Origin of the sequence: Streptomyces sp. NPDC006551, from assembly GCF_040611675.1 — a bacterium.
Taxonomy (GTDB): domain Bacteria; phylum Actinomycetota; class Actinomycetes; order Streptomycetales; family Streptomycetaceae; genus Streptomyces.
This window is the reverse complement of record NZ_JBEXOT010000011.1, coordinates 51,797-74,217: the sequence shown is the minus strand read 5'-3', so window position 1 is coordinate 74,217 and position 22,421 is coordinate 51,797. Positions and strand designations below refer to the sequence as shown.

At 70.9% G+C, this 22,421-nt stretch carries 23 protein-coding genes; 16 read left to right on the top strand and 7 right to left on the bottom strand.

The window, feature by feature from the left end; genetic code table 11:
• Positions 1–6 precede the first annotated feature (6 nt).
• The gene (gene hppD, locus ABZY12_RS13995) at positions 7–1,152 is read left to right on the top strand and encodes a 4-hydroxyphenylpyruvate dioxygenase (RefSeq protein WP_356889775.1); all 1,146 of its coding nucleotides are present in this window, start codon (positions 7–9) and stop codon (positions 1,150–1,152) included.
• 78 nt (positions 1,153–1,230) lie between these two features.
• Here the strand turns inward: hppD and ABZY12_RS13990 are convergent, their stop codons facing one another.
• Complete coding sequence (locus ABZY12_RS13990) at positions 1,231–2,691, bottom strand: tetratricopeptide repeat protein (RefSeq protein ID WP_356889773.1); 1,461 nt, start codon at positions 2,689–2,691, stop codon at positions 1,231–1,233.
• Between the two features lie 88 nt (positions 2,692–2,779).
• On the opposite strand from ABZY12_RS13990, the gene ABZY12_RS13985 reads away from it, so the two are divergent.
• Positions 2,780–4,159 carry an FAD-linked oxidase C-terminal domain-containing protein gene (locus ABZY12_RS13985; protein ID WP_356889771.1) on the top strand — a complete coding sequence of 460 codons (1,380 nt, stop codon included), beginning with the start codon at positions 2,780–2,782 and terminating at the stop codon, positions 4,157–4,159.
• Positions 4,160–4,176: 17 nt separating this feature from the next.
• Here the strand turns inward: ABZY12_RS13985 and ABZY12_RS13980 are convergent, their stop codons facing one another.
• A complete protein-coding gene (locus ABZY12_RS13980) occupies positions 4,177–4,668 on the bottom strand; it encodes an SsgA family sporulation/cell division regulator (protein WP_356889769.1) in 492 nt (163 codons plus the stop codon).
• A 249-nt stretch (positions 4,669–4,917) separates the two neighbouring features.
• Here ABZY12_RS13980 and ABZY12_RS13975 point away from each other — a divergent pair, with 249 nt between their 5' ends.
• The 4 genes from ABZY12_RS13975 (at position 4,918) to ABZY12_RS13960 (ending at position 9,661) form a co-directional block, all read left to right on the top strand.
• The gene (locus ABZY12_RS13975) at positions 4,918–5,073 is read left to right on the top strand and encodes a hypothetical protein (RefSeq protein ID WP_356889767.1); all 156 of its coding nucleotides are present in this window, start codon (positions 4,918–4,920) and stop codon (positions 5,071–5,073) included.
• A gap of 221 nt (positions 5,074–5,294) precedes the next feature.
• Positions 5,295–6,791, top strand: a complete 1,497-nt coding sequence (locus ABZY12_RS13970; RefSeq protein WP_356889765.1) for a UDP-N-acetylmuramoyl-L-alanyl-D-glutamate--2,6-diaminopimelate ligase — start codon at positions 5,295–5,297, stop codon at positions 6,789–6,791.
• A 246-nt stretch (positions 6,792–7,037) separates the two neighbouring features.
• Complete coding sequence (locus tag ABZY12_RS13965; RefSeq protein WP_356889763.1) at positions 7,038–8,753, top strand: RDD family protein; 1,716 nt, start codon at positions 7,038–7,040, stop codon at positions 8,751–8,753.
• Positions 8,754–8,941: 188 nt separating this feature from the next.
• Positions 8,942–9,661: an RDD family protein gene (locus ABZY12_RS13960; RefSeq protein WP_356889761.1), complete on the top strand. Its 720-nt coding sequence runs from the start codon at positions 8,942–8,944 to the stop codon at positions 9,659–9,661.
• A 103-nt stretch (positions 9,662–9,764) separates the two neighbouring features.
• Here ABZY12_RS13960 and ABZY12_RS13955 read toward each other — a convergent pair whose 3' ends face one another.
• Entirely contained in the window at positions 9,765–10,037 is a 273-nt protein-coding gene (locus ABZY12_RS13955) for a hypothetical protein (RefSeq protein WP_356889759.1), read from the bottom strand.
• A gap of 345 nt (positions 10,038–10,382) precedes the next feature.
• Here ABZY12_RS13955 and ABZY12_RS13950 point away from each other — a divergent pair, with 345 nt between their 5' ends.
• Together ABZY12_RS13950 and ABZY12_RS13945 are read left to right on the top strand one after the other, a co-directional pair.
• Positions 10,383–12,824: an immune inhibitor A domain-containing protein gene (locus ABZY12_RS13950; protein ID WP_356889757.1), complete on the top strand. Its 2,442-nt coding sequence runs from the start codon at positions 10,383–10,385 to the stop codon at positions 12,822–12,824.
• A gap of 123 nt (positions 12,825–12,947) precedes the next feature.
• Positions 12,948–13,250, top strand: a complete 303-nt coding sequence (locus tag ABZY12_RS13945) for a hypothetical protein (protein WP_356889755.1) — start codon at positions 12,948–12,950, stop codon at positions 13,248–13,250.
• A gap of 102 nt (positions 13,251–13,352) precedes the next feature.
• On the opposite strand, the gene ABZY12_RS13940 is transcribed toward ABZY12_RS13945, so the two are convergent.
• Together ABZY12_RS13940 and ABZY12_RS13935 are read right to left on the bottom strand one after the other, a co-directional pair.
• Complete coding sequence (locus ABZY12_RS13940; protein WP_356889753.1) at positions 13,353–13,949, bottom strand: isochorismatase family protein; 597 nt, start codon at positions 13,947–13,949, stop codon at positions 13,353–13,355.
• 114 nt (positions 13,950–14,063) lie between these two features.
• The gene (locus tag ABZY12_RS13935) at positions 14,064–15,392 is read right to left on the bottom strand and encodes a nicotinate phosphoribosyltransferase (RefSeq protein WP_356889751.1); all 1,329 of its coding nucleotides are present in this window, start codon (positions 15,390–15,392) and stop codon (positions 14,064–14,066) included.
• A 103-nt stretch (positions 15,393–15,495) separates the two neighbouring features.
• Between ABZY12_RS13935 and clpS the strand changes: the two genes are divergently transcribed.
• The 4 genes from clpS to ABZY12_RS13915 all read left to right on the top strand — a co-directional run bounded on the left by clpS (position 15,496) and on the right by ABZY12_RS13915 (position 18,634).
• Positions 15,496–15,801 (top strand): ATP-dependent Clp protease adapter ClpS, encoded by a 306-nt coding sequence (gene clpS, locus ABZY12_RS13930; RefSeq protein WP_356889749.1) that lies wholly within the window; start codon positions 15,496–15,498, stop codon positions 15,799–15,801.
• Positions 15,801–16,379 (top strand): DUF2017 domain-containing protein, encoded by a 579-nt coding sequence (locus ABZY12_RS13925; RefSeq protein ID WP_356889747.1) that lies wholly within the window; start codon positions 15,801–15,803, stop codon positions 16,377–16,379. The genes clpS and ABZY12_RS13925 overlap by 1 nt, the downstream gene beginning before the upstream one ends.
• 318 nt (positions 16,380–16,697) lie before the next feature.
• The gene (locus ABZY12_RS13920) at positions 16,698–18,125 is read left to right on the top strand and encodes an amino acid permease (RefSeq protein WP_356889745.1); all 1,428 of its coding nucleotides are present in this window, start codon (positions 16,698–16,700) and stop codon (positions 18,123–18,125) included.
• Positions 18,126–18,202: 77 nt separating this feature from the next.
• Entirely contained in the window at positions 18,203–18,634 is a 432-nt protein-coding gene (locus tag ABZY12_RS13915; RefSeq protein WP_356889743.1) for a M67 family metallopeptidase, read from the top strand.
• Here the strand turns inward: ABZY12_RS13915 and ABZY12_RS13910 are convergent.
• Positions 18,619–19,605 (bottom strand): GlxA family transcriptional regulator, encoded by a 987-nt coding sequence (locus tag ABZY12_RS13910; protein WP_356889741.1) that lies wholly within the window; start codon positions 19,603–19,605, stop codon positions 18,619–18,621. The genes ABZY12_RS13915 and ABZY12_RS13910 overlap by 16 nt on opposite strands.
• A gap of 72 nt (positions 19,606–19,677) precedes the next feature.
• Here ABZY12_RS13910 and ABZY12_RS13905 point away from each other — a divergent pair, with 72 nt between their 5' ends.
• From ABZY12_RS13905 to ABZY12_RS13890, 4 genes are all read left to right on the top strand, one after another.
• Positions 19,678–20,316, top strand: a complete 639-nt coding sequence (locus ABZY12_RS13905) for an HD domain-containing protein (protein WP_356889739.1) — start codon at positions 19,678–19,680, stop codon at positions 20,314–20,316.
• Positions 20,317–20,436: 120 nt separating this feature from the next.
• Positions 20,437–20,553 (top strand): putative leader peptide, encoded by a 117-nt coding sequence (locus tag ABZY12_RS13900; RefSeq protein WP_356889737.1) that lies wholly within the window; start codon positions 20,437–20,439, stop codon positions 20,551–20,553.
• Positions 20,554–20,653: 100 nt separating this feature from the next.
• Positions 20,654–20,932, top strand: coding sequence for a MoaD/ThiS family protein (locus tag ABZY12_RS13895; RefSeq protein ID WP_356889735.1), 279 nt, complete (start codon positions 20,654–20,656; stop codon positions 20,930–20,932).
• Positions 20,933–20,937: 5 nt separating this feature from the next.
• A complete protein-coding gene (locus ABZY12_RS13890; protein WP_356889733.1) occupies positions 20,938–21,888 on the top strand; it encodes a cysteine synthase in 951 nt (316 codons plus the stop codon).
• A gap of 19 nt (positions 21,889–21,907) precedes the next feature.
• Here the strand turns inward: ABZY12_RS13890 and ABZY12_RS13885 are convergent, their stop codons facing one another.
• On the bottom strand, positions 21,908–22,396 hold the full coding sequence (locus ABZY12_RS13885; RefSeq protein WP_356889731.1) for a type II toxin-antitoxin system PemK/MazF family toxin: 489 nt from the start codon (positions 22,394–22,396) through the stop codon (positions 21,908–21,910).
• Positions 22,397–22,421: the final 25 nt, after the last annotated feature.

The following is a 22,421-nucleotide window of genomic DNA, read 5'->3' as shown; positions in this document are numbered from 1 at the left end:
GCCCCCATGACTGAGACCATCCAGCACACCCCCTCCACGGCGCGGCAGGCCGACCCCTTCCCCGTGAAGGGAATGGACGCGGTCGTCTTCGCCGTCGGCAACGCCAAGCAGGCCGCGCACTACTACTCCACGGCCTTCGGCATGAAGCTGGTCGCCTACTCCGGACCGGAGAACGGCAGCCGCGAGACCGCCAGTTACGTCCTGACGAACGGCGCCGCCCGCTTCGTGTTCACCTCCGTCATCAAGGCCTCCACCGACTGGGGCCGCTTCCTCGCCGACCACGTCGCCGCACACGGCGACGGCGTCGTCGACCTGGCGATCGAGGTGCCCGACGCGCGCGCCGCGTACGCCTACGCCGTCGAGCACGGCGCCACGGGCATCACCGAGCCGTACGAGATGAAGGACGAGCACGGCACCGTCGTCCTCGCCGCCATCGCCACCTACGGCAAGACCCGCCACACCCTCGTCGAGCGCTCCGGCTACGACGGCCCCTACCTGCCGGGTTTCGTCTCCGCGGACCCGATCGTCGAGCCGCCGGCCAAGCGCACCTTCCAGGCCATCGACCACTGCGTCGGCAACGTCGAGCTCGGCAAGATGAACGACTGGGTCGGCTTCTACAACAAGGTCATGGGCTTCACGAACATGAAGGAGTTCGTGGGCGACGACATCGCGACCGAGTACTCGGCGCTGATGTCGAAGGTCGTCGCGGACGGCACCCTGAAGGTGAAGTTCCCGATCAACGAGCCGGCGATCGCGAAGAAGAAGTCGCAGATCGACGAGTACCTGGAGTTCTACGGCGGCGCCGGCGTCCAGCACATCGCCCTCGCCACCAACGACATCGTCGCCACCGTCCGCTCCATGCGGGCCGCCGGCGTGCAGTTCCTGGACACCCCGGACTCGTACTACGACACCCTCGGCGAGTGGGCGGGCGAGACCCGGGTGCCCGTCGAGACCCTGCGCGAGCTGAAGATCCTCGTCGACCGCGACGAGGACGGCTATCTGCTGCAGATCTTCACCAAGCCGGTCCAGGACCGCCCGACCGTCTTCTTCGAGATGATCGAGCGCCACGGCTCCATGGGCTTCGGCAAGGGCAACTTCAAGGCCCTGTTCGAGGCGATCGAGCGCGAGCAGGCGAAGCGCGGCAACCTGTAGGAATTTGCCGGTTCGCAGACGGCGAGAGCGTCGCGTACGTGTGGCCCCACGGAGACCGACCCGTGGGGCCACACCCTGTCAGGGCTTCGGTTCCCGCGCCTGTTCGGCCTTCTCGTTCTTCTCTGGCTTCGCCGCGTTCTCCGTACCAGAGGGCTCCGAACGCAGCTCGCTCGGCAGCTCGTCCGGTGGCTCACCCAGCGCCTTCACGGCCTCCTCGGCCTTCGGAGCGAGCAGCGGCGAGAACCACGGATTGATCCGCAGCGCCTCCGCCAGGTGGCGACGGGCCGGACCGTACTCCTCCAAAGCCCGCTCGATCTCACCCCGGTGGTACGAGAACAGCGCGCTCCGCAGCCCCTCGTCCGTCGCCCGCTTGGCGTACTCCAGCGCATCCTTCGGTTCCCCGGCCCGGAACAGCGCCCACCCCAGCGCGTCCGCCACGTGCACCGACCGGTGCCCGCGCGCCCACTCCGCCTCCAGCCGCCGCACCGCCGCGTCCGCTTCCCCGTGGTCCGCCTCGAACAGGCCCAGGACCACCTCCGCGTTCGACCGGTTCGCCCACACCCCGCTCGTCAGCCGGTCGTACTGCGCGCGCGCATCCGCGTCCAGGCCCAGCGACTCGTACAGCTCGCCCGCCTCCAGGACGTACTCCGGCAGCGGCTGCCGGTCCAGCGCCGCCCGGTAGTCGCGGAACGCCTCGTCCGTGCGGCCGAGCGCCGCCAGCGCCCGCGCCCGCCCGGCGAGCGCGGGACCGTGATCCGGTACGAGACCCAGCGCCGTCCCGTACTGCGCCACCGCCTCCTCCGGCTCGCCCCGCTCCCACGCCAGGTCACCGAGGCGCGTGAGGGCCGCCGCCTTCTCCGTACCCGTCTCCGCCTGCCCCACCGCGTCCAGCGCCGCCGCAGACGCGTCCTCGCGCCAGCCGCGGTTGCGGTACGTCTGCGCCGCCCGGGTGCTGACCTGCGCGCCCGAGTGCAGCTCCGCCAGCCTGGCCATCGCCTGCTGGGCCGACTTGTAGTCTCCGAGACCGTTGTACGCGTCGATCAGCAGCGGGTACGCCGACCAGCGCTTCGGGTTCGCCTTACGGACCCGCTCGCCCCACGTCTTCGCCGACTTCCAGTCGCCCTGGGCGTTGGCCAGGGCGCCGAGACCCAGCTGCGCGTCGAGGTTCCCGCGCTCGGCCGGCACCACCGCGAGCGAGCGCCGCAGAGCCTGCTCGGCCCGCGGGTAGAACGCGGCGTCACCGAGCCGCCCGCCCCGCTCCGTATAGGCCGCGCCCAGCACGGCCCATGACGCCTCGTCGTCCGGGTGCGCCTTCAGCCACTTCTCCCGGTCACCGATCAGCGCGGCGATATCCGGCAGCGACGCCTCGGCACCCGCGTTCGCCGCGATCATCGCCCGCGCGGCCGGACCCGGAGCCGGCGGGGGACCGTCGTCGAACAGGCCGGGTGCGAAATCAGGGGCGTACAGCAGCGCCGTCGCGGCGAACACCGCGCACACCCCGGCCGCGAGGACCGTCCTCGACACGTTCTCCGTCTTCATGGCGCTTACTGTGCGCCTGTACGAAGAGCACACGAAGCGCCCACTCCGGCGGGTTCACACCGATGGCCCCGGCTGCCAGGCTGGACGCATGGACGATCTTCTGACGCGGCTCCACGACGACCTGCGGGCCGGGCTCCCGGACGAGGCCCTGATCACCGACCCGGACGTGATGGACGCCTACGCCCGCGACATGGCGAGCTTCTGCGCGGCCGGCGCTCCCGCGGTCGTCGTACTTCCGCGCACCGTCGAACAGGTCCAGCACGTCATGCGGACGGCGACCGCGCTCCGCGTCCCGGTCGTCCCGCAGGGCGCGCGCAGCGGCCTGTCCGGCGCCGCCAACGCCTCGGAGGGCTGCATCGTGCTGTCCCTGGTGAAGATGGACCGCATCCTGGAGATCAACCCGGTCGACCGGATCGCCGTGGTCGAACCGGGCGTGATCAACGCCGTGCTGTCCCGGGCGGTGAACGAGCACGGCCTGTACTACCCGCCGGACCCGTCGAGCTGGGAGATGTGCACCATCGGCGGGAACATCGGCACCGCGTCCGGCGGACTGTGCTGTGTGAAGTACGGGGTGACGGCGGAGTACGTCCTCGGCCTCGACGTCGTCCTCGCCGACGGACGGCTGCTCACCACCGGCCGCCGTACCGCCAAGGGCGTCGCCGGATATGACCTGACCAGGCTCTTCGTCGGCTCGGAAGGCAGCCTCGGCATCGTTGTCAAAGCGGTGCTCTCGCTGCGGCCGCAACCCCCGCGGCAGCTTGTCCTCGCCGCGGAGTTCCCCTCCGCGGCCGCCGCCTGCGAGGCCGTCTGCGCGATCATGGAGCGCGGCCACACCCCGTCGCTGCTGGAGCTCATGGACCGCACCACCGTCCACGCGGTCAACCAACTGGCCCAGATGGGGCTTCCCGACACGACCGAGGCGCTGCTCCTGTGTGCCTTCGACACCCCGGACCCGGCCGCCGACCTCGCCGCGGTGGGGGAGCTGTGCACCGCGGCCGGGGCCACGGCGGTCGTACCCGCCGAGGACGCCGCCGAGTCCGAACTCCTGCTCCAGGCCCGCAGGCTGTCGCTCACGGCCCTGGAGACGATCAAGTCCGCGACGATGATCGACGACGTGTGCGTACCGAGGACGAAGCTGGCCGCGATGCTCGACGGTACGGCCGCCATCGCCGCGAAGTACGACCTGACCATCGGCGTCTGCGCGCACGCGGGCGACGGCAACACCCACCCCGTCGTCTGCTTCGACCAGGCCGACGAGGACGAGTCGCGGCGGGCGCGGGAGTCCTTCGACGAGATCATGGCGCTCGGCCTGGAACTGGGGGGCACGATCACCGGCGAACACGGCGTCGGCGTACTGAAGAAGGAGTGGCTGGCCCGCGAGCTGGGCCCGGTGGGGCTTGAGCTGCAGCGCGGGATCAAGCGGACCTTCGACCCGCTGGGCCTGCTGAACCCCGGAAAGCTGTTCTGACGCTCTCCGGTCCCGGTTCACGCGTCACCGTCCTGGGACTCTTCCGACGGCCACGGGTCGCGCAGCCACAGCTCGTCGGAGACGGCGGTCGTCGCGAGGAGTTCGGCCAGCCCGTCGTCGATCCCCAGCTGCTCGGCCTCGGTGCCCGGCGGCACGGCGCGCAGGGTCCGCTCCAGCCAGGCGGACACCTGCGCGGAAGGCGCTTCGAGCAGCGCGTCGCCGTCGGGGGAGGAGAGGGCCATCAGAACGACGTTGCGGCCGTCGACCTTCGTGGGCCAGATCCGGACGTCCCCGCGCCCGCAGGGCCGGAAGACGCCCTCGACGAGCAGCTCTCGGGCGAAGGTCCAGTCGACCGGGTGGTCCGAGCCGACGTGGAAGGTGATGTGAACGGCGTACGGATCATCGGTCCGGTAGGCGAGCCGGGCGGGCACGGGGACGCTGCGCTCGGGGGAGAGCACCAGCTTCAGCTCCAGCTCGCGCTCGACGACGGTGTTCTCGGTGTTCTGCATGGCTTGCTCCCTCTCGTGCGGGGGCCCGGGGTTGGGCCCGCGGGGGGAGAGAGCGGGGTGGGGGCGAGGTATGACGCGACTTCGGGAAGTTTTTTAGGGGAGTTTCCGGGGGTGGGGCGCCGCGTTTCGGGTGCTTGTTCGTTCTGGCGCGGGGACCGTCCGGCGCCCGCAGCCCTGGGCAGCGTGGGTAGGTCGCGCGGACGGGCCGACGCGGCGCACGGGTCACGCGAGCGCACGTACACTCGGCCCATGAACCGCACGCGACGCTTCACGGGAGAGTGCCTGCCGCAGGCCGCTCCTGTCACGTGTGCGGCATCCGCGGGCCGGACGGGCGTCAGCCCCCGGACCGCCGCTGACGGCCAGGCCTCCACGGTCGGCCGCGGCGTCCCGCACGGCCACGGCTAGCGCTCCCCCCGGGCCCGGGCCCACTCCCACCCGCCGCAGCGCCTTCCGCGACGGGCCCGCCCCGGTAGCCCGGCCTGATCACCGCGCTCCGACCGGCCCGCGCCGCCTCGAGGGCGACGCATCGCCCTTCCCACCCCACCACCGCAGTTCCGACGCTCCGTCGGCGCTGCTGCCAGGCGAGGGCCGCACGCCGGGCCGTAGCCACCTCCGAAGGGACCACCGTGAAGTTGAGCGGGCTGTTGACCGGCCATGAGCACCACGTCATCCAGGGCGACACCGAAGCGACGGGGATCACCGCGGGCACCACCTTCGACGTCGACCGGGTGGTGCCGGGCTCGCTCTTCATCGCCGTACCCGGCCACCGCGGCGGCGGCCCCGCCTCCATCGGTGCGGCGCTCGCGCGCGGGGCGGCGGCGGTGATCGTCGACGCGGCCGGAGTCGCCGCCGCGCATCCCGGACGGGAGTTGCTGCCCGCGGTGTGCGTCGTACGGGTGCCCGACACCCGCAAGGCGGCCGCGGTCGTCTCCTCCCGCTACTTCGGCGAGCCGGGCCGGCACATGGACCTGGTGGCCGTCACCGGCACCAACGGGAAGACCTCCATCTCCTCCATGGTCGAGTCGCTGCTGAGGATCTCCGAGGGCGCCTCGGTGGGTGTCATCGGTACGGGGGGCAGCCGGATCGGCGACGAGATGATCCCGATGCCGCCCTCGGTGCTGACCACACCGGAATCGCCCGACCTGCAGTACCTCCTGGGCCGCATGCGGGACCAGGGCGCCGGCAGCGTGGTGCTGGAAGCCACGTCCATGGCCCTCCAGACGTACCGGATGGACAGGACCTTCGTCGATGTCGGCGTCTTCACCAACCTGACCCAGGACCATCTGGACGACCACGGCACGATGGCCCACTACACGGACGCCAAACTGCGGCTGTTCCAGGGGCTGTGCCGGCACGCGGTGGTCAATGTGGACGACGCCGTGGGAGTCGGCATCCGCGCGATGATGCCGGACGCGGTGACCACTTACGGCCTCGACGAGGAGGCGGACTTCCGTGCCACGGACCTGATCGCGGACGCCTCGGGCACGCGGTTCACGCTGAACCACGCCGGCCGGGCGTACCCGGCCGCGATCCCGGTCCCGGGCCGCTTCTCCGTGTCCAACGCCCTGGCCGCCGTCGCTGCCTGCCACGTCCTGGGGCACGACCTGGACGGACTGGTCGCCGCGCTCGCCCAGATGCCTCCCGTACCGGGCCGGTTCGAGCGCTTCGTGACCCCCGCCGGCACGTCGGTGATCGTGGACTACGCGCACTCGCCGGACTCCCTCGACAAGGTCCTCACGGCCATCCGCGGCTTCGCACGGGGCCGGGTCATCACCGTCTTCGGCTGCGGCGGGGACCGCGACACCACCAAGCGCGCCGAGATGGGCCGCATCGCCGGCACGCATTCCGACCTGTGCGTCCTCACCTCGGACAACCCCCGCACCGAGAACCCCGAGGTGATCCTGGACCAGGTCGCCCCCGGCATCGAGGCCACCGGCACGCCGTACGAACGTTCCGCCGACCGCCGCCGGGCCATCGCCCTCGCGCTGTCCGCGGCTCATCCCGAGGACATCGTCCTGATCGCCGGAAAGGGCAGCGAACCGCACCAGATCGTGGGCGAGGACCTGCTGCCCTTCAGCGACATGGCAACCGTGCGAGACCTGGCCTCCCGCCTGCTCCCCTGACGCCGGAACACCGACCCGGCTTCACACCGGTCGTCACGATCGGTGACGACAAGACCGGGAAGACCCATCCCGACGGACGACCGTCGGCCTGAGCGTGACGGTGAGTGGCGAGATTGTGGGGATGTCGCTCGAAGGCGGGTTTTCTCTTGGCCTCCGTCTTCCCGCGGCTGCGTTCTTCGTTACTGTCCTCCTTGGGCCGAGCGCCCGATGGTCGACGAAGCTTTGTGACGGAACGGAGTCGGGGCAGTGGCTACTCCTCCTGGAGCCGGCGGGGAGGTACCGCAGGCCGGGTATTACCCGGACCCGTCCATTCCCGGGTACATCCGGTACTGGAACGGGGGCGCCTGGGTGCCCGGGACGAGTCGTCCCGCGCCCAAGGAGGGCGAGGCCCTGCCGGCGCCGCCGGTCGCGGTGATGCCCGCCGGGCCGTCGCCGGCTCCGAACTCGGCGCCCGCGCCGGTGCCGGAGCAGGTGCCCGCCGTGGAGGAGACCGGCCCCGTCTTTCTCGACGAGGACCCGGAGGTCGACACCCGGCCCGAGCCCGAGCCCTCCTCCGCCTGGCAGGCGGACGCCTCCCGGCAGACGGGCTTCGGCGGCGACCGCGATCAGAAGGTCTCCTGGGGTGCGCCCGACCAGGGTCAGGACGCAGACCGGGGCCCGGAGCCCTCGACCCCGGCCGCCGGCAGGGACCCGCGCGTGGCCGCCGCGTCCCCGGCCCGGCTCGGCGGTATGCCCGTCACCCCGGCCACGGCCGCCGACCCGACGGGCGGCGCGCTGCCCGGCGTACGGCAGACGCCCCCGGCCGACCGGCAGCGACCGCCCGCCGACGGCACGATGACGATCCGCGCCGTGCCGCCGCAGGCGGACAGGGCCGGACGCGGCGGGCAGCCTCCCCAGGGCGCGCGGGCCGAGGCGGGCGCCCAGGCGTCGCAGGGACCCAACGACCCGCAGGGTCTCCTGAGCCCACAGGGACCGCAGGGGGCGCCGGGTCCCCGGACGCCGTACGGCCCGCACGCCGAACAGAGCCCGCAGGCGCAGAAGGCAGCGCAGGCCCAGCGTGCGGAGGCTTCCCCCGCTCCCCAGGGCGGCCAGGCTTCTCCGGTGAGCCGGAGTCAGCACGGGTCGCAGGCCCAGCACAGTGCCCAGGCTCCGCAAGGCCCGCAGACACCGCAGGCGCTGCACTCCCCGCAGACGTCGCAGACACCTCACGCCCCGCAGGGCGGCGCTCCGGTTTCGCCGACACCGCATGGCCCGCAGGCTCCGCACGCGCCACGCGAATCCCACGCCCCGCTCCCCGGCCAGGCCCAGCCCGCCCCCGCTCCCGTCACCACCGGCCCCGGTGGTGGTGCGCCCTCGTGGGCGCAGCAGGTGCACCAGCTCGCCCAACCGACCGGCGGACAAGCCGAGTCCGAGCAGCCCGTGCTGCCCTGGAAGCCACCCGTCGAAGACCCGTTCCTCCAGGCCGCCCGCGCCCAGGCCGCCGCGCGGCCCGCCGGGCTCGGTAAGCGTCTCGCCGCCCGGCTCATCGACACCGTCGTGTTCGGCGCGCTCAGCGGCGCCGTGTCCTTCCCCTTCGTCGTCAAGGCGCTCGACCACATCGACGCCAAGATCGAGGCGGCCAAGCAGTCGGGAGTCACCGTCCAGGTCTGGCTCCTGGACGGCACCACCTCCCTCTACTTCGGGATCGCGCTGGCCGCCCTGCTCGTCCTCGGTCTGCTCTACGAGGCGCTGCCCACCGCCAAGTGGGGCCGCACGCTCGGCAAGAAGCTGTGTGGCCTCCAGGTACGGGACATCGAGGCGCACGAGCCGCCGACCTTCGGTGCGGCCGTGCGCCGCTGGCTCGTGTACAGCCTCCTCGGCCTGCTGGCCGTCGGCGTCCTCAATGTGCTGTGGTGCCTCGTCGACCGCCCGTGGCGACAGTGCTGGCACGACAAGGCGGCCCGCACCTTCGTCGCCGGCTGACCGACCGGCTGAACCGGCTGAACCGGCTGAACCGGCTGACCGGCTGAGCAGCGGCCCGGGGGCGCGCCCATCCGGCGCCCCCGGGCCCCGCCCATCCGGCGCCCCGGGCCCCGCCCACCCCGTACAGCGGTCCCCCGAACGGGCGGCGAATCGTTGCGGGGGCCCGCCATGCGCGGTGCACTGCCCCCATGAGCAACGACCAGCCGACGCCCGGCCAGCCGCCCGAGGACGATCCGTTCCTCAAGAAGCCGCAGGACCCCACGCCGCCGTCGGCGGGGTCTCCGTACGGCAGTCCACCGCCGGACGGTCCACCGCCCGAAGGCCCGCCGCCCGGCGGGCCGGGCTCGACGGGCTCGCCCTACGACAGCGCGCCGCCGCCTCCTCCGTACGGCGGTTACGGGGGTGGCTACGGCGGTACCGATCCGCTCGCCGGGATGCCGCCGCTCGCCGAGTCCGGCCGGCGTATCCTCGCCCGGATCATCGACTGGCTGATCATCGCCGTACCGCTCGCCATCATCGGTATCCCGTTCGACGTCTACCAGCGGGCGACCGAGAACGACGCCGACTTCGGTGACACCGTCAACAGCTTCAACGGCGGGAGCCAGCTGATCTTCCAGCTCATCACCATCGTGGCGTACGTCGCCTACGACACCGTGATGACGGCCAAGAACGGCCAGACCCTGGGCAAGAAGTGGATGAAGCTGCGCGTCGCGATGCTCAACGACGGTTCCACGCCGCCGATGAACGCCTCGCTGATCCGTGCCGTCGTGCTCTGGCTGCCCGCGCTGATCTGCTGCGCCTGCCTGTGGCCGTTGCTCCTGCTGATCCTGATCCTGGTGGACAAGCCCTACAAACAGGGCCTCCACGACAAGGCGGCCAAGACGGTGGTGGTCTCCGTCCCGCAGTAGTCCTGGTGGACCAGTAGCCCCGGTGGTCCCAGTAGTCCCGGTGGTCCAGTAGCCCCGGTGGTCCTGCCCGACCGAGCGGTCCCGGCGGACGAGAACTATCCGGTCACGAACGGATCCTGGTGTCGGCCCCCGCCCCCGCGTGGACGGCCGGCACCCGGATCTCTTCGTTCCGGGGGAGTGGCGCCGCCGTCGGGCGGGGCTTGCGCCGCGGCGCCGGCATCGTCACCGTGACGAGCAGTCCGAGGAGGAGCCCGGCAGCGCTGATCACGACGATTCCCAGCGTGTTCGTCGTACGGGACAGCAGCAGCAGGGCGAGGGTGGAGAAGACCACGGTGGCCGAACCGTAGGCGAGCTGTGCGGCGTTCGGACGCGACATGACGGTTACCGTCCCTCGAAGCATCGGCGGGTCGCACTCCCAAGCGACTCTACGTCGGTGCATGCCCGAGCGGAACCGGTGGTAAGCGTGACCTAACCCACGGTACGGGTGCACGGGGGGCGCATGGAGTCATCGATCCGCCAACCGTCGCTCGCGGTGCGCCCGATGGGCGTCCGTATTCCGGAAAGCCGCTCCTGCATAGTGCAGTTGGTCTGTTCAAGTCAAGGTCTGTCTTTTCGCTCGTAACTCCGGTCGAATGTCGTCACTTGTGACGCGCGACCCCGCCTGCGGACATCAACCCCACCTCCGGTCCGCGGTCGCGGGCGCCGGGGAGGACAACTTCAAGTGACCAACAGACGACGGGCGATCAGAGCGTCCGCAGTCGTCGTGGCGCTCGCGGCCACGGCCGCCACCGCCTCGACCCTCACCACCGCCTGGGCCCACGAGCACGGTCCGGCCGCGCCGGCCGGCATCGAGCGCCAGGACCCGGCTCCGGGTGCTCACGTGGACAAGACCGCGGTCGACCACGACCTCGAGGGCCCGTTCAGCAAGCAGCAGGCGCAGCAGCGCGAGGCCGCGCTCGAGCAGGTGCTGAGCGGCGACGCCGAGGTCGAGCGCCGCGGCGGCTCCCAGGTCGTCAAGCTCGACAGCAAGAAGTACGTCGAGCTGGGCCGCGAGAAGACCGACAAGATCTTCACGATCCTCGTCGAGTTCGGCGACAAGGTCGACGACACGACCCTGGTGGACCGCGCCGACGACGACACGGACGAGCTGAAGCCGAAGTTCGGCGGCACGCCCGGCCCGCTGCACAACCAGATAGCCGAGCCGGACCGTACGAAGGACAACTCGACGGCCTGGCAGGCGGACTACGACCAGCAGCACTTCCAGGACCTGTACTTCGGCACCGGCAAGGACGCCAAGGGACAGCCCAAGCAGTCGCTGAAGACCTACATGGAGAAGACCTCCTCCGGCCGTTACTCGGTCGAGGGCGGCGTCTCCGACTGGGTCAAGGTCGAGTACAACGAGGCCCGCTACGGCTCGAACTACTGCGGCAACAGCAACTGTGCCAACGTGTGGGACGCCGTCCGTGACGGTGTCACCGCGTGGACCGCCGACCAGAAGGCCAAGGGGCGCACCGACGCCCAGATCAAGGCCGACCTGGCGCAGTACGACCAGTGGGACCGCTACGACTTCGACGCCGACGGCAACTTCAACGAGGCCGACGGCTACATCGACCACTTCCAGATCGTCCACGCGGGCGAGGACGAGTCGGCGGGCGGCGGTGCCCAGGGCGGCGACGCCCTGTGGGCCCACCGCTGGTACGCGTACGGCACCAACGCGGGCAAGACCGGCCCGGCGAACAACAAGGCCGGCGGTACGCAGATCGGCGACACCGGCATCTGGGTCGGCGACTACACGATGCAGCCCGAGAACGGCGGCCTCGGCGTCTTCGCCCACGAGTACGGTCACGACCTGGGTCTGCCCGACCTGTACGACACCTCCGGCAAGCCCGGCGCCGAGAACTCGACCGGTTTCTGGTCGCTGATGTCCTCCGGCTCGTGGCTCGGCCAGGGCAAGGAGTCGATCGGCGACCTGCCCGGCGACATGACCGCGTGGGACAAGCTGCAGCTCGGCTGGCTCAACTACACCAAGGTGAGCGACGAGCAGCGCGCCACGAAGTCCACCCACAAGCTGGGTGTGGCCGAGTACAACACCAAGAACCCGCAGGCGCTCGTCGTCGAGCTGCCGAAGAAGAAGGTCACCACCGATGTCGTCGCGCCCGCCGAGGGTGCCACGCAGTGGTGGAGCGACATGGGTGACGACCTCAAGAACACCCTGACCCGCTCCGTCGACCTGACCGGCAAGTCGAAGGCCACCCTGGAGCTCAAGGGCTGGTACGACATCGAGCTGGACTACGACTACCTCTACACCGAGGTGTCGACGGACGGCGGCGCCAACTGGACGGCCCTGGACGGCACCGCCGACGGCAAGCCCCTGCCGCGCGACGCGAGCGGCGCCCCGGCGCTGACCGACGTCTCCGGCGCGTACAAGAACCTCGTGTACGGCCTGGACGCCTACGCCGGCAAGAAGTTCGACCTCCGCTTCCGCTACCAGACGGACGGCGGCGCGGGCGGCAAGGGCTTCGCGGCCGACGCCATCACGCTGACCGCCGACGGTGCCACCGTCTTCTCGGACAACGCCGAGAACGGTGACAACGGCTGGACGGCCAAGGGCTTCTCGCGCATCGGCAAGGGCTTCACGAAGGAGTACGAGCAGTACTACCTCGCGGAGAACCGTCAGTACGTCTCGTACGACGCCACCCTCAAGGTCGGCCCGTACAACTTCGGCTTCGCGGGCGACAAGGCCAGCTGGGTCGAGCACTACCCGTACCAGAACGGTCTGCTGATCTGGCTGTGGGACACCTCGCAGAAGGACAACAACACGGCCGTCCACCCGGGCCAGGGCCTCGTCCTTCCGGTCGACGCGCACCCGACGCCGCTGAAGTGGACCGACGGTACGCTGATGCGCAACCGCATCCAGTCCCACGACGCGCCCTTCGGCACATACCGCACCGACGCCTTCCAGCTCCACAAGGCGGACGTCCCGGTCTGGATCAAGCCGCAGGCCGGCAACCCGGTCTTCGACGACCGCAAGGGCACGTACTGGTTCAAGGAGACCGAGCGGGCCGGTGTCAAGGTAACTGACACCAACACCAAGATCGCGGTCGTCAAGGAGCCGAAGAACGGCCAGACGATCACCGTCCAGGTGGGTCCCTCGACGAAGTAATCCACATCGTCGCAGGTCAAAGCATGATCGGCCGTCGCCCCCTAGCGGGCGGCGGCCGATCGTGTTTAGGTGCAGCTGACCGAGTCCTTATTGACAGCGAGCTCACGGGGGAGTGGTTCCGGCATGCCCGGTGGAGGTTTTTGCAAGTTGCCAGGTGGCAGCGTGGTCGTCGCCATAGGGCTGCCGAGCCCGGCGGGCGACGGCGCCACGGTCCGCTTCCTGGTCCACGCCCCGAACCGGGCCCGCGCCCTGACCCGGCTGCGGAACCTGGGCCTGCGCGCCGTCTACCTCCGCGGCAACGCGGAGCCGCCGACCCCGGACGAGGTCACCGCGGTCCTCCACCACCCGGACGGCCTGCTGTGGAGATCCAACCCGGGCGCGGCCCAGGAGCTCTGGCACCCGATACGCTCCCTGCCGACCGGCTGACCCGCCCCGGGCAGCCGACTGGGCCGCCTCGCACCACCATCTGGCCCGCCTCCGGACCGCCGGCTGAGCCGCCTCAGGCCGCAGACCACCGCCTGAACCGGCTCAGACCACGGGCTTCCCGGTCAGCCGGACCCCGGCCGCCCGCAGCTCCTCCAGGGCCTTGTCCGTCGTCTCCTTCGACACGCCCGCGGTGAGGTCCAGCAGGACGTGGACCCTGAACCCCTCCCGCGCCGCGTCCAGCGCCGTGGCCCGCACGCAGTGGTCCGTCGCGATCCCGACCACGTCGACCTCCGCGACCTCCCGCTCCCGCAGCCACTCCGCGAGCGTCCCGCCGTTCTCGTCCCGCCCCTCGAAGCCGCTGTACGCCGCCTCGTACGCGCCCTTGTCGAACACGGCCTCGATCGCCCCGCTGGCGACGGCGGGCGCGAAGTTGGGGTGGAAGCCGACGCCCTCCGTGCCGGCGACGCAGTGCACCGGCCAGGAGGTGACGTAGTCGGGCTGCTGGCCCTCCGCCGCGAAGTGGTCCCCCGGGTCGACGTGGTGGTCACGGGTCGCCACCACGTGCTGGTACGCGGCGCCCGCCGCCTCGCCGACCAGGTCGGTGATGGCGGCGGCGACGTCCGCCCCTCCCGCCACCGCGAGGCTGCCGCCCTCGCAGAAGTCGTTCTGAACGTCCACGACGATCAATGCGCGGTGCATGGCGAGTGTCCTTAGCGGGTCGGAAGGGGAGCGGGCCGGAAGGGGAATGACTTCGAGCCTAGAGACTTCCCCCTCCCTTCGGGAGGGGGCATTTCAGGGCGTTACGGCTGCGTTCTACACGTACTCCGTCGGCAGTACCGGCTCACCCCGCGAGAGCTGGATGGCCGACATCGGCAGTCCGGCCCGCGCCGCCATGTGCCGCGCCCTGGCCGCCTCCAGGGGCTCGCGGGCCACCACGTCGCCGCCCTTGACCAGCTCGACGAGCAGTTGGCGGTCGGCCAGCTCCGGCGGGACCGGGCCGGTGCCGACGACCTCCGCCTCGGCCACGCCCTCCGCGTCCGCCCTCCGCGCCGCCCACTTGCGGCCGCCGACCGACGCCTTCCCGCCCAGCGACTTCTTCGCGACCGGCGTCAGCGGCGCCTTGGGGTCGGCCGACTGGGCGCGGGCGACCAGCTTGTAGACCATGGAACAGGTCGGGTGCCCGCTGCCGGTCACCAGCTGGGTCCCCACCCCGTACGCGTCGACCGGAGCCGCCGCCAGGGAGGCGATGGCGTACTCGTCCAGGTCCGAGGTGACCACGATCTTGGTGTCCTTCGCCCCCAGCTCGTCGAGCTGCTGCCGCACCCGGTGGGCCACGAGCAGCAGGTCCCCGGAGTCGATCCGTACGGCTCCGAGGTCCTTCCCGGCCACCTCCACGGCGGTACGGACGGCCTCGGTCACGTCGTAGGTGTCGACGAGCAGGGTCGTACCGCTGCCCAGGGTCTTCACCTGTGCCTGGAACGCGTCCCGCTCGGTGTCGTGGAGCAGGGTGAAGGCGTGGGCGGAGGTGCCGACGGTCGGGATGCCGTAGCGGAAGCCGGCGGCGAGGTCCGAGGTGGAGTCGAAGCCGCCGACGTACGCGGCCCGCGCGGAGGCGACGGCGGCCAGCTCGTGGGTGCGCCGGGCGCCCATCTCGATGAGCCGCCGGCCGCCGGCCGCGGCCGACATCCGGGAGGCGGCCGCCGCGATGGCGGAGTCGTGGTTGAGGATCGAGAGGATCACGGTCTCCAGGAGCACGCACTCGGCGAAGGAGCCCTCGACCCGCAGGATCGGGGAGCCGGGGAAGTACACCTCGCCCTCGGGGTAGCCCCAGATGTCGCCGGAGAAGCGGTAGGCCGCCAGCCACTGGAGGGTCGGCTCGTCGACGATGCCCTGTTCGCGCAGGAAGCCGAGCACGCCCGGGTCGAAGCGGAAGTTCTCGACCGCGTCCAGGACCCGTCCGATGCCGGCCACCACGCCGTAGCGCCGCCCCTCGGGCAGCCGGCGGGTGAAGACCTCGAAGACGGAGCGCCGGTCGGCGGTGCCGGCCCTGAGGGCCGCCTGGAGCATGGTCAGCTCGTACTGGTCGGTGAAGAGCGCGGTCGACGGCACGTCCACCGGGAGCCCAAGGTCCGCAGCGTTCATGTCAGCGATGCTACCCCCGAATACTCGTCAGAGTGACGATTTCTAGGGCCGGCCGTGTGACCCGTTTGTGCGACGGGCCACTTCGAGTGGCAGCATGGGGTAAGTGAGCGTCGCGCCTATCGAGATCGAACGTACGGAATCGTCCGAAGAGACCTTCGCGGTCGTCGAACCGGACGTGCCGTGGGTGACCCTCGTGCACAACGACCCGGTCAATCTGATGAGCTATGTGACCTACGTCTTCCAGGCGTACTTCGGTTACTCCAAGGACAAGGCGCACAAGCTGATGCTCGACGTGCACCACAAGGGCCGCGCGGTGGTCTCCAGCGGCACCCGCGAGGAGATGGAGCGGGACGTGCAGGCGATGCACGGTTACGGGCTGTGGGCGACGCTGTCGCAGGACCGCGGCTGATGGCCGGCCATTTCGAGGCGCTGCCCGGCGGCGGCGCGGCCGTGGCGCTCGACGAGGTCGAGGTCTCCATCCTCCGCTCCCTGGCCGTGCAGCTCATGGAGCTGATCGGGCCGGGCGACGAGCCCGTCGAGGGCGAGGACCCGCTGGCCGCGCTCTTCGCCGAAGGGCCGAGCGAGGCCCCGACCGATCCCGCGCTGAAGCGGCTCTTCCCGGACGCGTACGGCGATGAGGACGAGGAACTGCGCGCCGCGGCGGCCGACTTTCGGCGGTACACCGAGAACGACCTGCGGGCCCGTAAGCGCGAGGACGCCCTCGCGGTCGTCCGCAGTCTCGACGCGCTCTCCTCGTCCGGCGAGGGCGGGACCGTTCTCAAGCTCACCGCGGACGAGTCCCGGGCGTGGCTCGGCGCGCTCAACGATCTGCGGCTGACGATCGGGACCCGGCTGGAGGTCACCGACGAGGACGAGGGCGGCGAGCTGTACCGGCTGCCGGATTCCGATCCGCGCAAGCCGATGGTGATGGCGTACCTCTGGCTCGGCGCGCTCCAGGAGTCGCTCGTCGAGACGCTGATGCCGTAGTCGTATCCGGTGGTTCCGCGGTGTTCGCTCAACGGACACTCAAATCCGCATAACGAATACGTCACCAAAGTGTTCTAGCTTGCCGTGTTGAGTCCTTTGTGTCCGCTTCTTCCTGTGGTGTGCGCCACAGTCGGTCCCACCGATCACTGTGGATCCCGTGATAAATCTTCACGACCGCCCGGGGACGCCACCCCTGTGCCCGGGGGCGCTTTGGCCGGCTGATCGCCGGTAGCACTCCATCCACATCCGGGGGGATCAGGACCTGATCCGCAGCCAGACGCAGTCGGCGCGGATCAGCATGGAGAAAGGCGCACCACCATGACCTCAGTGCAGGTCGACAAGCAGCACGACGGCACCGACGGGGCCGTGGGCGGCGGCGAGGGCTACCAGCGTGGCCTCGGCGCCCGGCAGATCCAGATGATCGCGATCGGCGGAGCCATCGGCACCGGCCTCTTCCTCGGCGCGGGCAAGGCCATCGCCAAGGCCGGCCCCAGCCTGATCCTCGCCTACGCCATCGCGGGCCTGGTCATCTTCTTCATCATGCGGGCCCTGGGCGAGCTGCTCATGTACCGCCCGGTGTCGGGCTCCTTCGCGGAGTACGCCCGTGAGTTCATCGGTCCCTTCTGGGGCTTCGTGACCGGCTGGACGTACTGGCTCTTCTGGGTCGTCACCGGCATCACCGAGGTCACCGCGGCCGCCACCTATATGACGTACTGGTGGGACATCCCCCAGTGGATCTCGGCGCTCGTCTTCACCGTGATCCTCTACGGCGCCAACCTGATCTCCGTGAAGCTCTTCGGTGAGCTGGAGTTCTGGTTCTCCATGGTCAAGGTGACCGCGATCATCGGCATGATCCTGATCTGCGCCGGCATCCTCACCATCGGCTTCTCCGACGCCGGCGACACCGCCTCCGTGACCCACCTGTGGGACCAGGGCGGCTTCTTCCCCACCGGCATCGGCAGCACGCTGATGACGCTGCAGATCGTCATGTTCGCCTTCCTCGCGGTCGAGCTGGTCGGCGTCACCGCCGGCGAGTCCAAGGACCCGAAGACCGTCCTGCCCAAGGCGATCAACACCGTGCCGTGGCGTATCGCCGTCTTCTACGTCGGCGCGCTGATCATGATCCTCTCGGTGGTCCCCTGGACGCACTTCAAGCCGGGTGTCTCGCCGTTCGTCGCCGCCTTCGAGCAGATGGGCCTCGGCGTCGGCGCCGCCATCGTCAACTTCGTGGTGCTGACCGCGGCCCTCTCCTCCTGCAACTCGGGCATGTACTCCACCGGCCGCATGCTGCGCGACCTCGCGCTCAACGGCCAGGGCCCGAAGGTCTTCACGCGGCTCACCAAGAACGGCACCCCGCTGCTCGGCCTGACCTTCTCGGCCGCGCTGATGCTGGTCGGCGTCTGGATCAACTACGTCGCCCCGGGCAAGGCCTTCGAGTACGTCGTCTCCTTCGCCACCATCTCCGGCATGTGGGCCTGGATCATGATCCTGGTCTGCCAGATCCGCTACCGCGCCAAGGCGAACCGCGGCGAGCTGCCCGAGTCCACCTTCAAGGCCCCGGGCGCCCCGTACACCAGCTGGTTCGCGCTGCTGTTCATCGGCATGGTCATCGTGATGATGGGCATCGACGAGGGCGCCCGCGTCTCGCTGTACTGCGCGCCGGTCTGGGGTCTGATCCTGGGCGTCTCCTACCTGGTCCTGAAGTCCCGCAACCCCGAGGGCGCGGCCTTCACCAAGCGCTCGTAACAGGCTTCTGTCCAGCATTCGGGCCGTCCCGTACCACTCCTCGGTACAGGGCGGCCCGCATGCTTATCCTGTCGGACATGCTGACCATCACCCGGGCCCTGTACGACCAGATCGTGGAGCACTCCCGCGCGGACCACCCCGACGAGGCCTGCGGCGTGGTCGCGGGTCCGGTCGGCACCGGCCGCCCCGAGCGGTTCATCCCGATGCTGAACGCCGCCCGCTCGCCCACGTTCTACGAGTTCGACTCGGCCGACCTGCTGAAGCTGTACCGCGAGATGGACGACCGGGACGAGGAGCCCTTGATCATCTACCACTCGCACACGGCGACCGAGGCCTACCCGTCCCGTACGGACATCTCGTACGCGAACGAGCCCGCCGCCCACTACGTCCTGGTCTCCACGGCCGACACCGACGGCGCCGGCCCCTTCCAGTTCCGCTCCTTCAGCATCGTCGAGGGCGTCGTGACCGAGGAAGAGGTCCAGGTCGTCGAGGCCTACGTGGAGGCCTGAGAAGCCCCGGAGACCTGGGCCCCGGCCCCCGTCCCCGTCGTGCGGAAGCGGGCGAGGTACGCGGAGGGCGTCACCCCGAAGTGCCGGGCGAACGCCCTGCGCAGGCTCTCGTCACTGCCGAGCCCGCTGCGCGCCGCCGCGCCCGTGACGCTCGCCCCGCCCTCCAGGAGGAGCCGGGCCGCCTCCACCCGTACCCGCTCCACATAGCCGGCCGGAGTGGCGCCGATCTGCTCCCGGAACAGCCGGGTCAGATGCCGTGCGCTGACACCCGCCCGCCGGGCGAGCGCCGTCGCGCTGTGGTCGGCGCCCGGATCGGCGGCGACCGCGTCGAGCAGCGGCCGCACCAGGGGATGGCCCGTCGGGGGAGTGCGCGAGGCGGCCGAGAACTGCGACTGACCGCCGGGCCGCTGCAGGAACACCACCAGATCGCGCGCCACCGCACGGGCGACGGCCGGGCCGCGGTCCCGCTCGACCAGGGCGAGGCAGAGGTCGATACCGGCGCTCACCCCCGCCGAGGTGAACACCGGCCCGTCCTCGACGAAGATCGCGTCCGGTGTCACCTCCACCCCGGGATGGCGGCGGGCCAGCGCGGCCGCGTGCTCCCAGTGGGTCGTCGCCCGCCTGCCGTCCAGCAGTCCGGCGGCGGCCACCGCGAAGGCCCCCGTGCACACGGCCGCGACCCGCCGCGAGCGGCGGGCGAGCGCCGCGACCTGCTCCACGACCTCGGGGGCGGTGACACACCGGTCCACGTCCACGGCGCCCGGGACCACGAGGGTGTCGGCGCCCGTGACCTCCTCCGCCGCCAGATCGGCGCCGACGCGAAGCCCGGTGGAGGTCCGCACGTCCCGCCCGCCGGGGGTGCAGACGCGGACGGAGTAGGCGGGTCCGGCCGTGCCGAACACCTCCAGGGGAGCGGAGACGTCCAGCAGGCGTACGCCGTCGAAGGCGAGGACGACCACGGTGTGAGTCATGTGTCCGATTCTGTGGGAAGAACGTCCCGAAGGACATGGCGGGGCCTGGGCGGGGGCGAGGAGTCTGGAGTCATGGACCTCACCGAGATCGTTCCCGACAGCGAGATCGCCACCGCCGCCACCGAGCTGATCCGCGACACCACGAGCGAGCTGATCTATCACCACTCCCGCCGCGTCTACCTCTTCGGCGCCCTCCAGGGCCGTGCCCGCGGACTCGGCTTCGACCCCGAACTCCTCTACGTCGGCGCGATGTTCCACGACCTGGGCCTGGGCGAGGCCCACCGGAACAGCGGCCGCCGCTTCGAGGTCGACGGCGCGGAGGAGGCGGCCGCCTTCCTGCGCTCGTACGGCATCGGCGAGGACGCCGTACGGCGCGTGTGGACCGCGATCGCCCTGCACACCACCCCCGGCGTCCCGGAGTTCATGGAGCCCGAGGTCGCCCTGGTGACGGCGGGGGTCGAGTACGACGTCCTGGGCATCGGGTACGACGACCCGGCCGCCGTCCCGCCCGAGGACCGGGCCGCGGTCGTCGCCCTGCATCCCCGCCCCGACTTCAAGCGCCGGATCCTGCGTGCCTTCACTGAGGGCATCGCGCCCAAGCCGGAGACGACCTTCGGCAATGTGAAGGCGGACGTGCTGCGCCACTTCGTGCCCGGCTTCGTCCCCGGTGACTTCGTGACCGCCATCGAGAGCTCCGCGTGGCCCGAGTGACGGCCACCGGCAGGGGTCCCGGGAGACGCGTTCGGCCGGAAGTCCAGCAGGCGAGCGGGAACTGTCCGTCATGTGAGATCACATTCCGGAACCCGGACCGGGAATCGATACGATGACCGCATGGTTTCCCATGACGTGAGCGAACAGACGCCGGGCACACTCCTGCTCGTAGCCCGTCTGCACGTCGACCTGTGCCGCCTCGCCAGCGCGATGTGTACGTCCCGCGCTGCGCTCTGAGCACCGTTCCACGGCCCGAGCGCACCTCCCAGCACGACCCCCTTCGCGCGGGGGCCCCAGCCGCGCGCCCACCACGCCACTCCCGACAGGAGCCCACGCCATGGCCATCGAGGTCCGCATCCCGACCATCCTCCGCACCTACACCGACGGCGCCAAGGCCGTCGAGGGCAGCGGTGACACCCTCGCCGAGCTCTTCGCCGACCTGGAGTCCCGGCACAACGGGATCGAGGCCCGCATCGTGGACAACGGCACCCTGCGCCGCTTCGTCAACGTCTACCTGAACGACGAGGACGTCCGGTTCCTGGACGGCATCGACACCAAGCTCGCCGACGGCGACAACGTCACGATCCTGCCGGCCGTCGCCGGCGGCATGGTCTGATCCACATGCGTTACGACTCCCCGCTGGCAGCGGTCGGCAACACGCCACTGGTCCGCCTGCCCCGGCTCTCGCCCTCGGACGACGTCCGCATCTGGGCAAAGCTGGAGGACCGCAACCCCACCGGCTCGGTCAAGGACCGCCCCGCGCTCCACATGATCGAACAGGCCGAGAAGGACGGCCGGCTCACCCCCGGCTGCACCATCCTGGAGCCGACCAGCGGCAACACCGGCATCTCGCTCGCCATGGCGGCGAAGCTCAAGGGATACCGCATCGTCTGCGTCATGCCGGAGAACACCAGCGAGGAGCGCCGTCAGCTGCTCGCCATGTGGGGCGCCGAGATCATCTCGTCACCGGCGGCGGGCGGGTCGAACACGGCGGTACGGGTCGCCAAGGAGCTGGCGGAGCAGAACCCCGCGTGGGTGATGCTCTACCAGTACGGCAACGCCGACAACGCGGGCGCGCACTACGCCACCACCGGCCCGGAGATCCTCGCCGACCTGCCCTCGATCACCCACTTCGTGGCGGGCCTCGGCACCACCGGCACCCTCATGGGCGTCGGCCGCTATCTGCGCGAGCACAAGCCGGACGTCAAGATCGTCGCCGCCGAGCCGCGGTACGACGACCTCGTCTACGGCCTGCGCAACCTGGACGAGGGCTTCGTGCCCGAGCTCTACGACGCCTCCGTCCTCACCACCCGCTTCTCGGTCGGCTCGGCCGACGCCGTGACCCGGACCCGCGAACTCCTCCAGCAGGAGGGCATCTTCGCGGGCGTCTCGACGGGCGCGGCGCTGCACGCGGCGATCGGCGTCGGCAACAAGGCGCTGAAGGCGGGCGAGAGCGCGGACATCGCGTTCGTCGTCGCCGACGGCGGCTGGAAGTACCTCTCGACGGGCGTCTACACGGCTGCGACGACGGAGGAAGCGATCGAGACGCTCCAGGGCCAGCTCTGGGCGTAGGCCGCTCCCCGTACACCGCTCACGCCAGATGGCGGACCTGGTCCCAGACGACCGGGTCCGCCGTTCCCACTCTGCGGCGGAACTCCTCCACCGGGACCTGCCGCAGCTCGTCCGTCTCCAGGAAGCTCGGGCGGCCGTGCGTGTCCCCCACGGAGCCCGGCGGCAGCGCGATCACGCCCGGCCGCTCGTCGTGGTACTTGCTGGTGATCTTGGCGACCAGGACGCTGTCGCCCCGTAGCGACAGAACCAGGCACGGCCGGTCCTTGGAGCCCGGACCGTCCTCGTAGGGGACGTCGGCCCACCAGATCTCACCGGCCTGCGGCAGTCGTCCGGGCCGTCCCCGCGTCTTCGGCCGCCCGGGGGGCGCCTTTCCCGGGGCAGGGGGCCGTCCGGGCGGCCGGGTACGGCCCCCGGGCCGGGAGCCCGAGCGCTTCCAGCCGTCCGTCAGCGCCACGATCAGCGCGATCACCACGACCGCGATCAGCGCCGGCCACCAGGACGTGTCCATACCCCACGACGTTACCGGCGGCCGG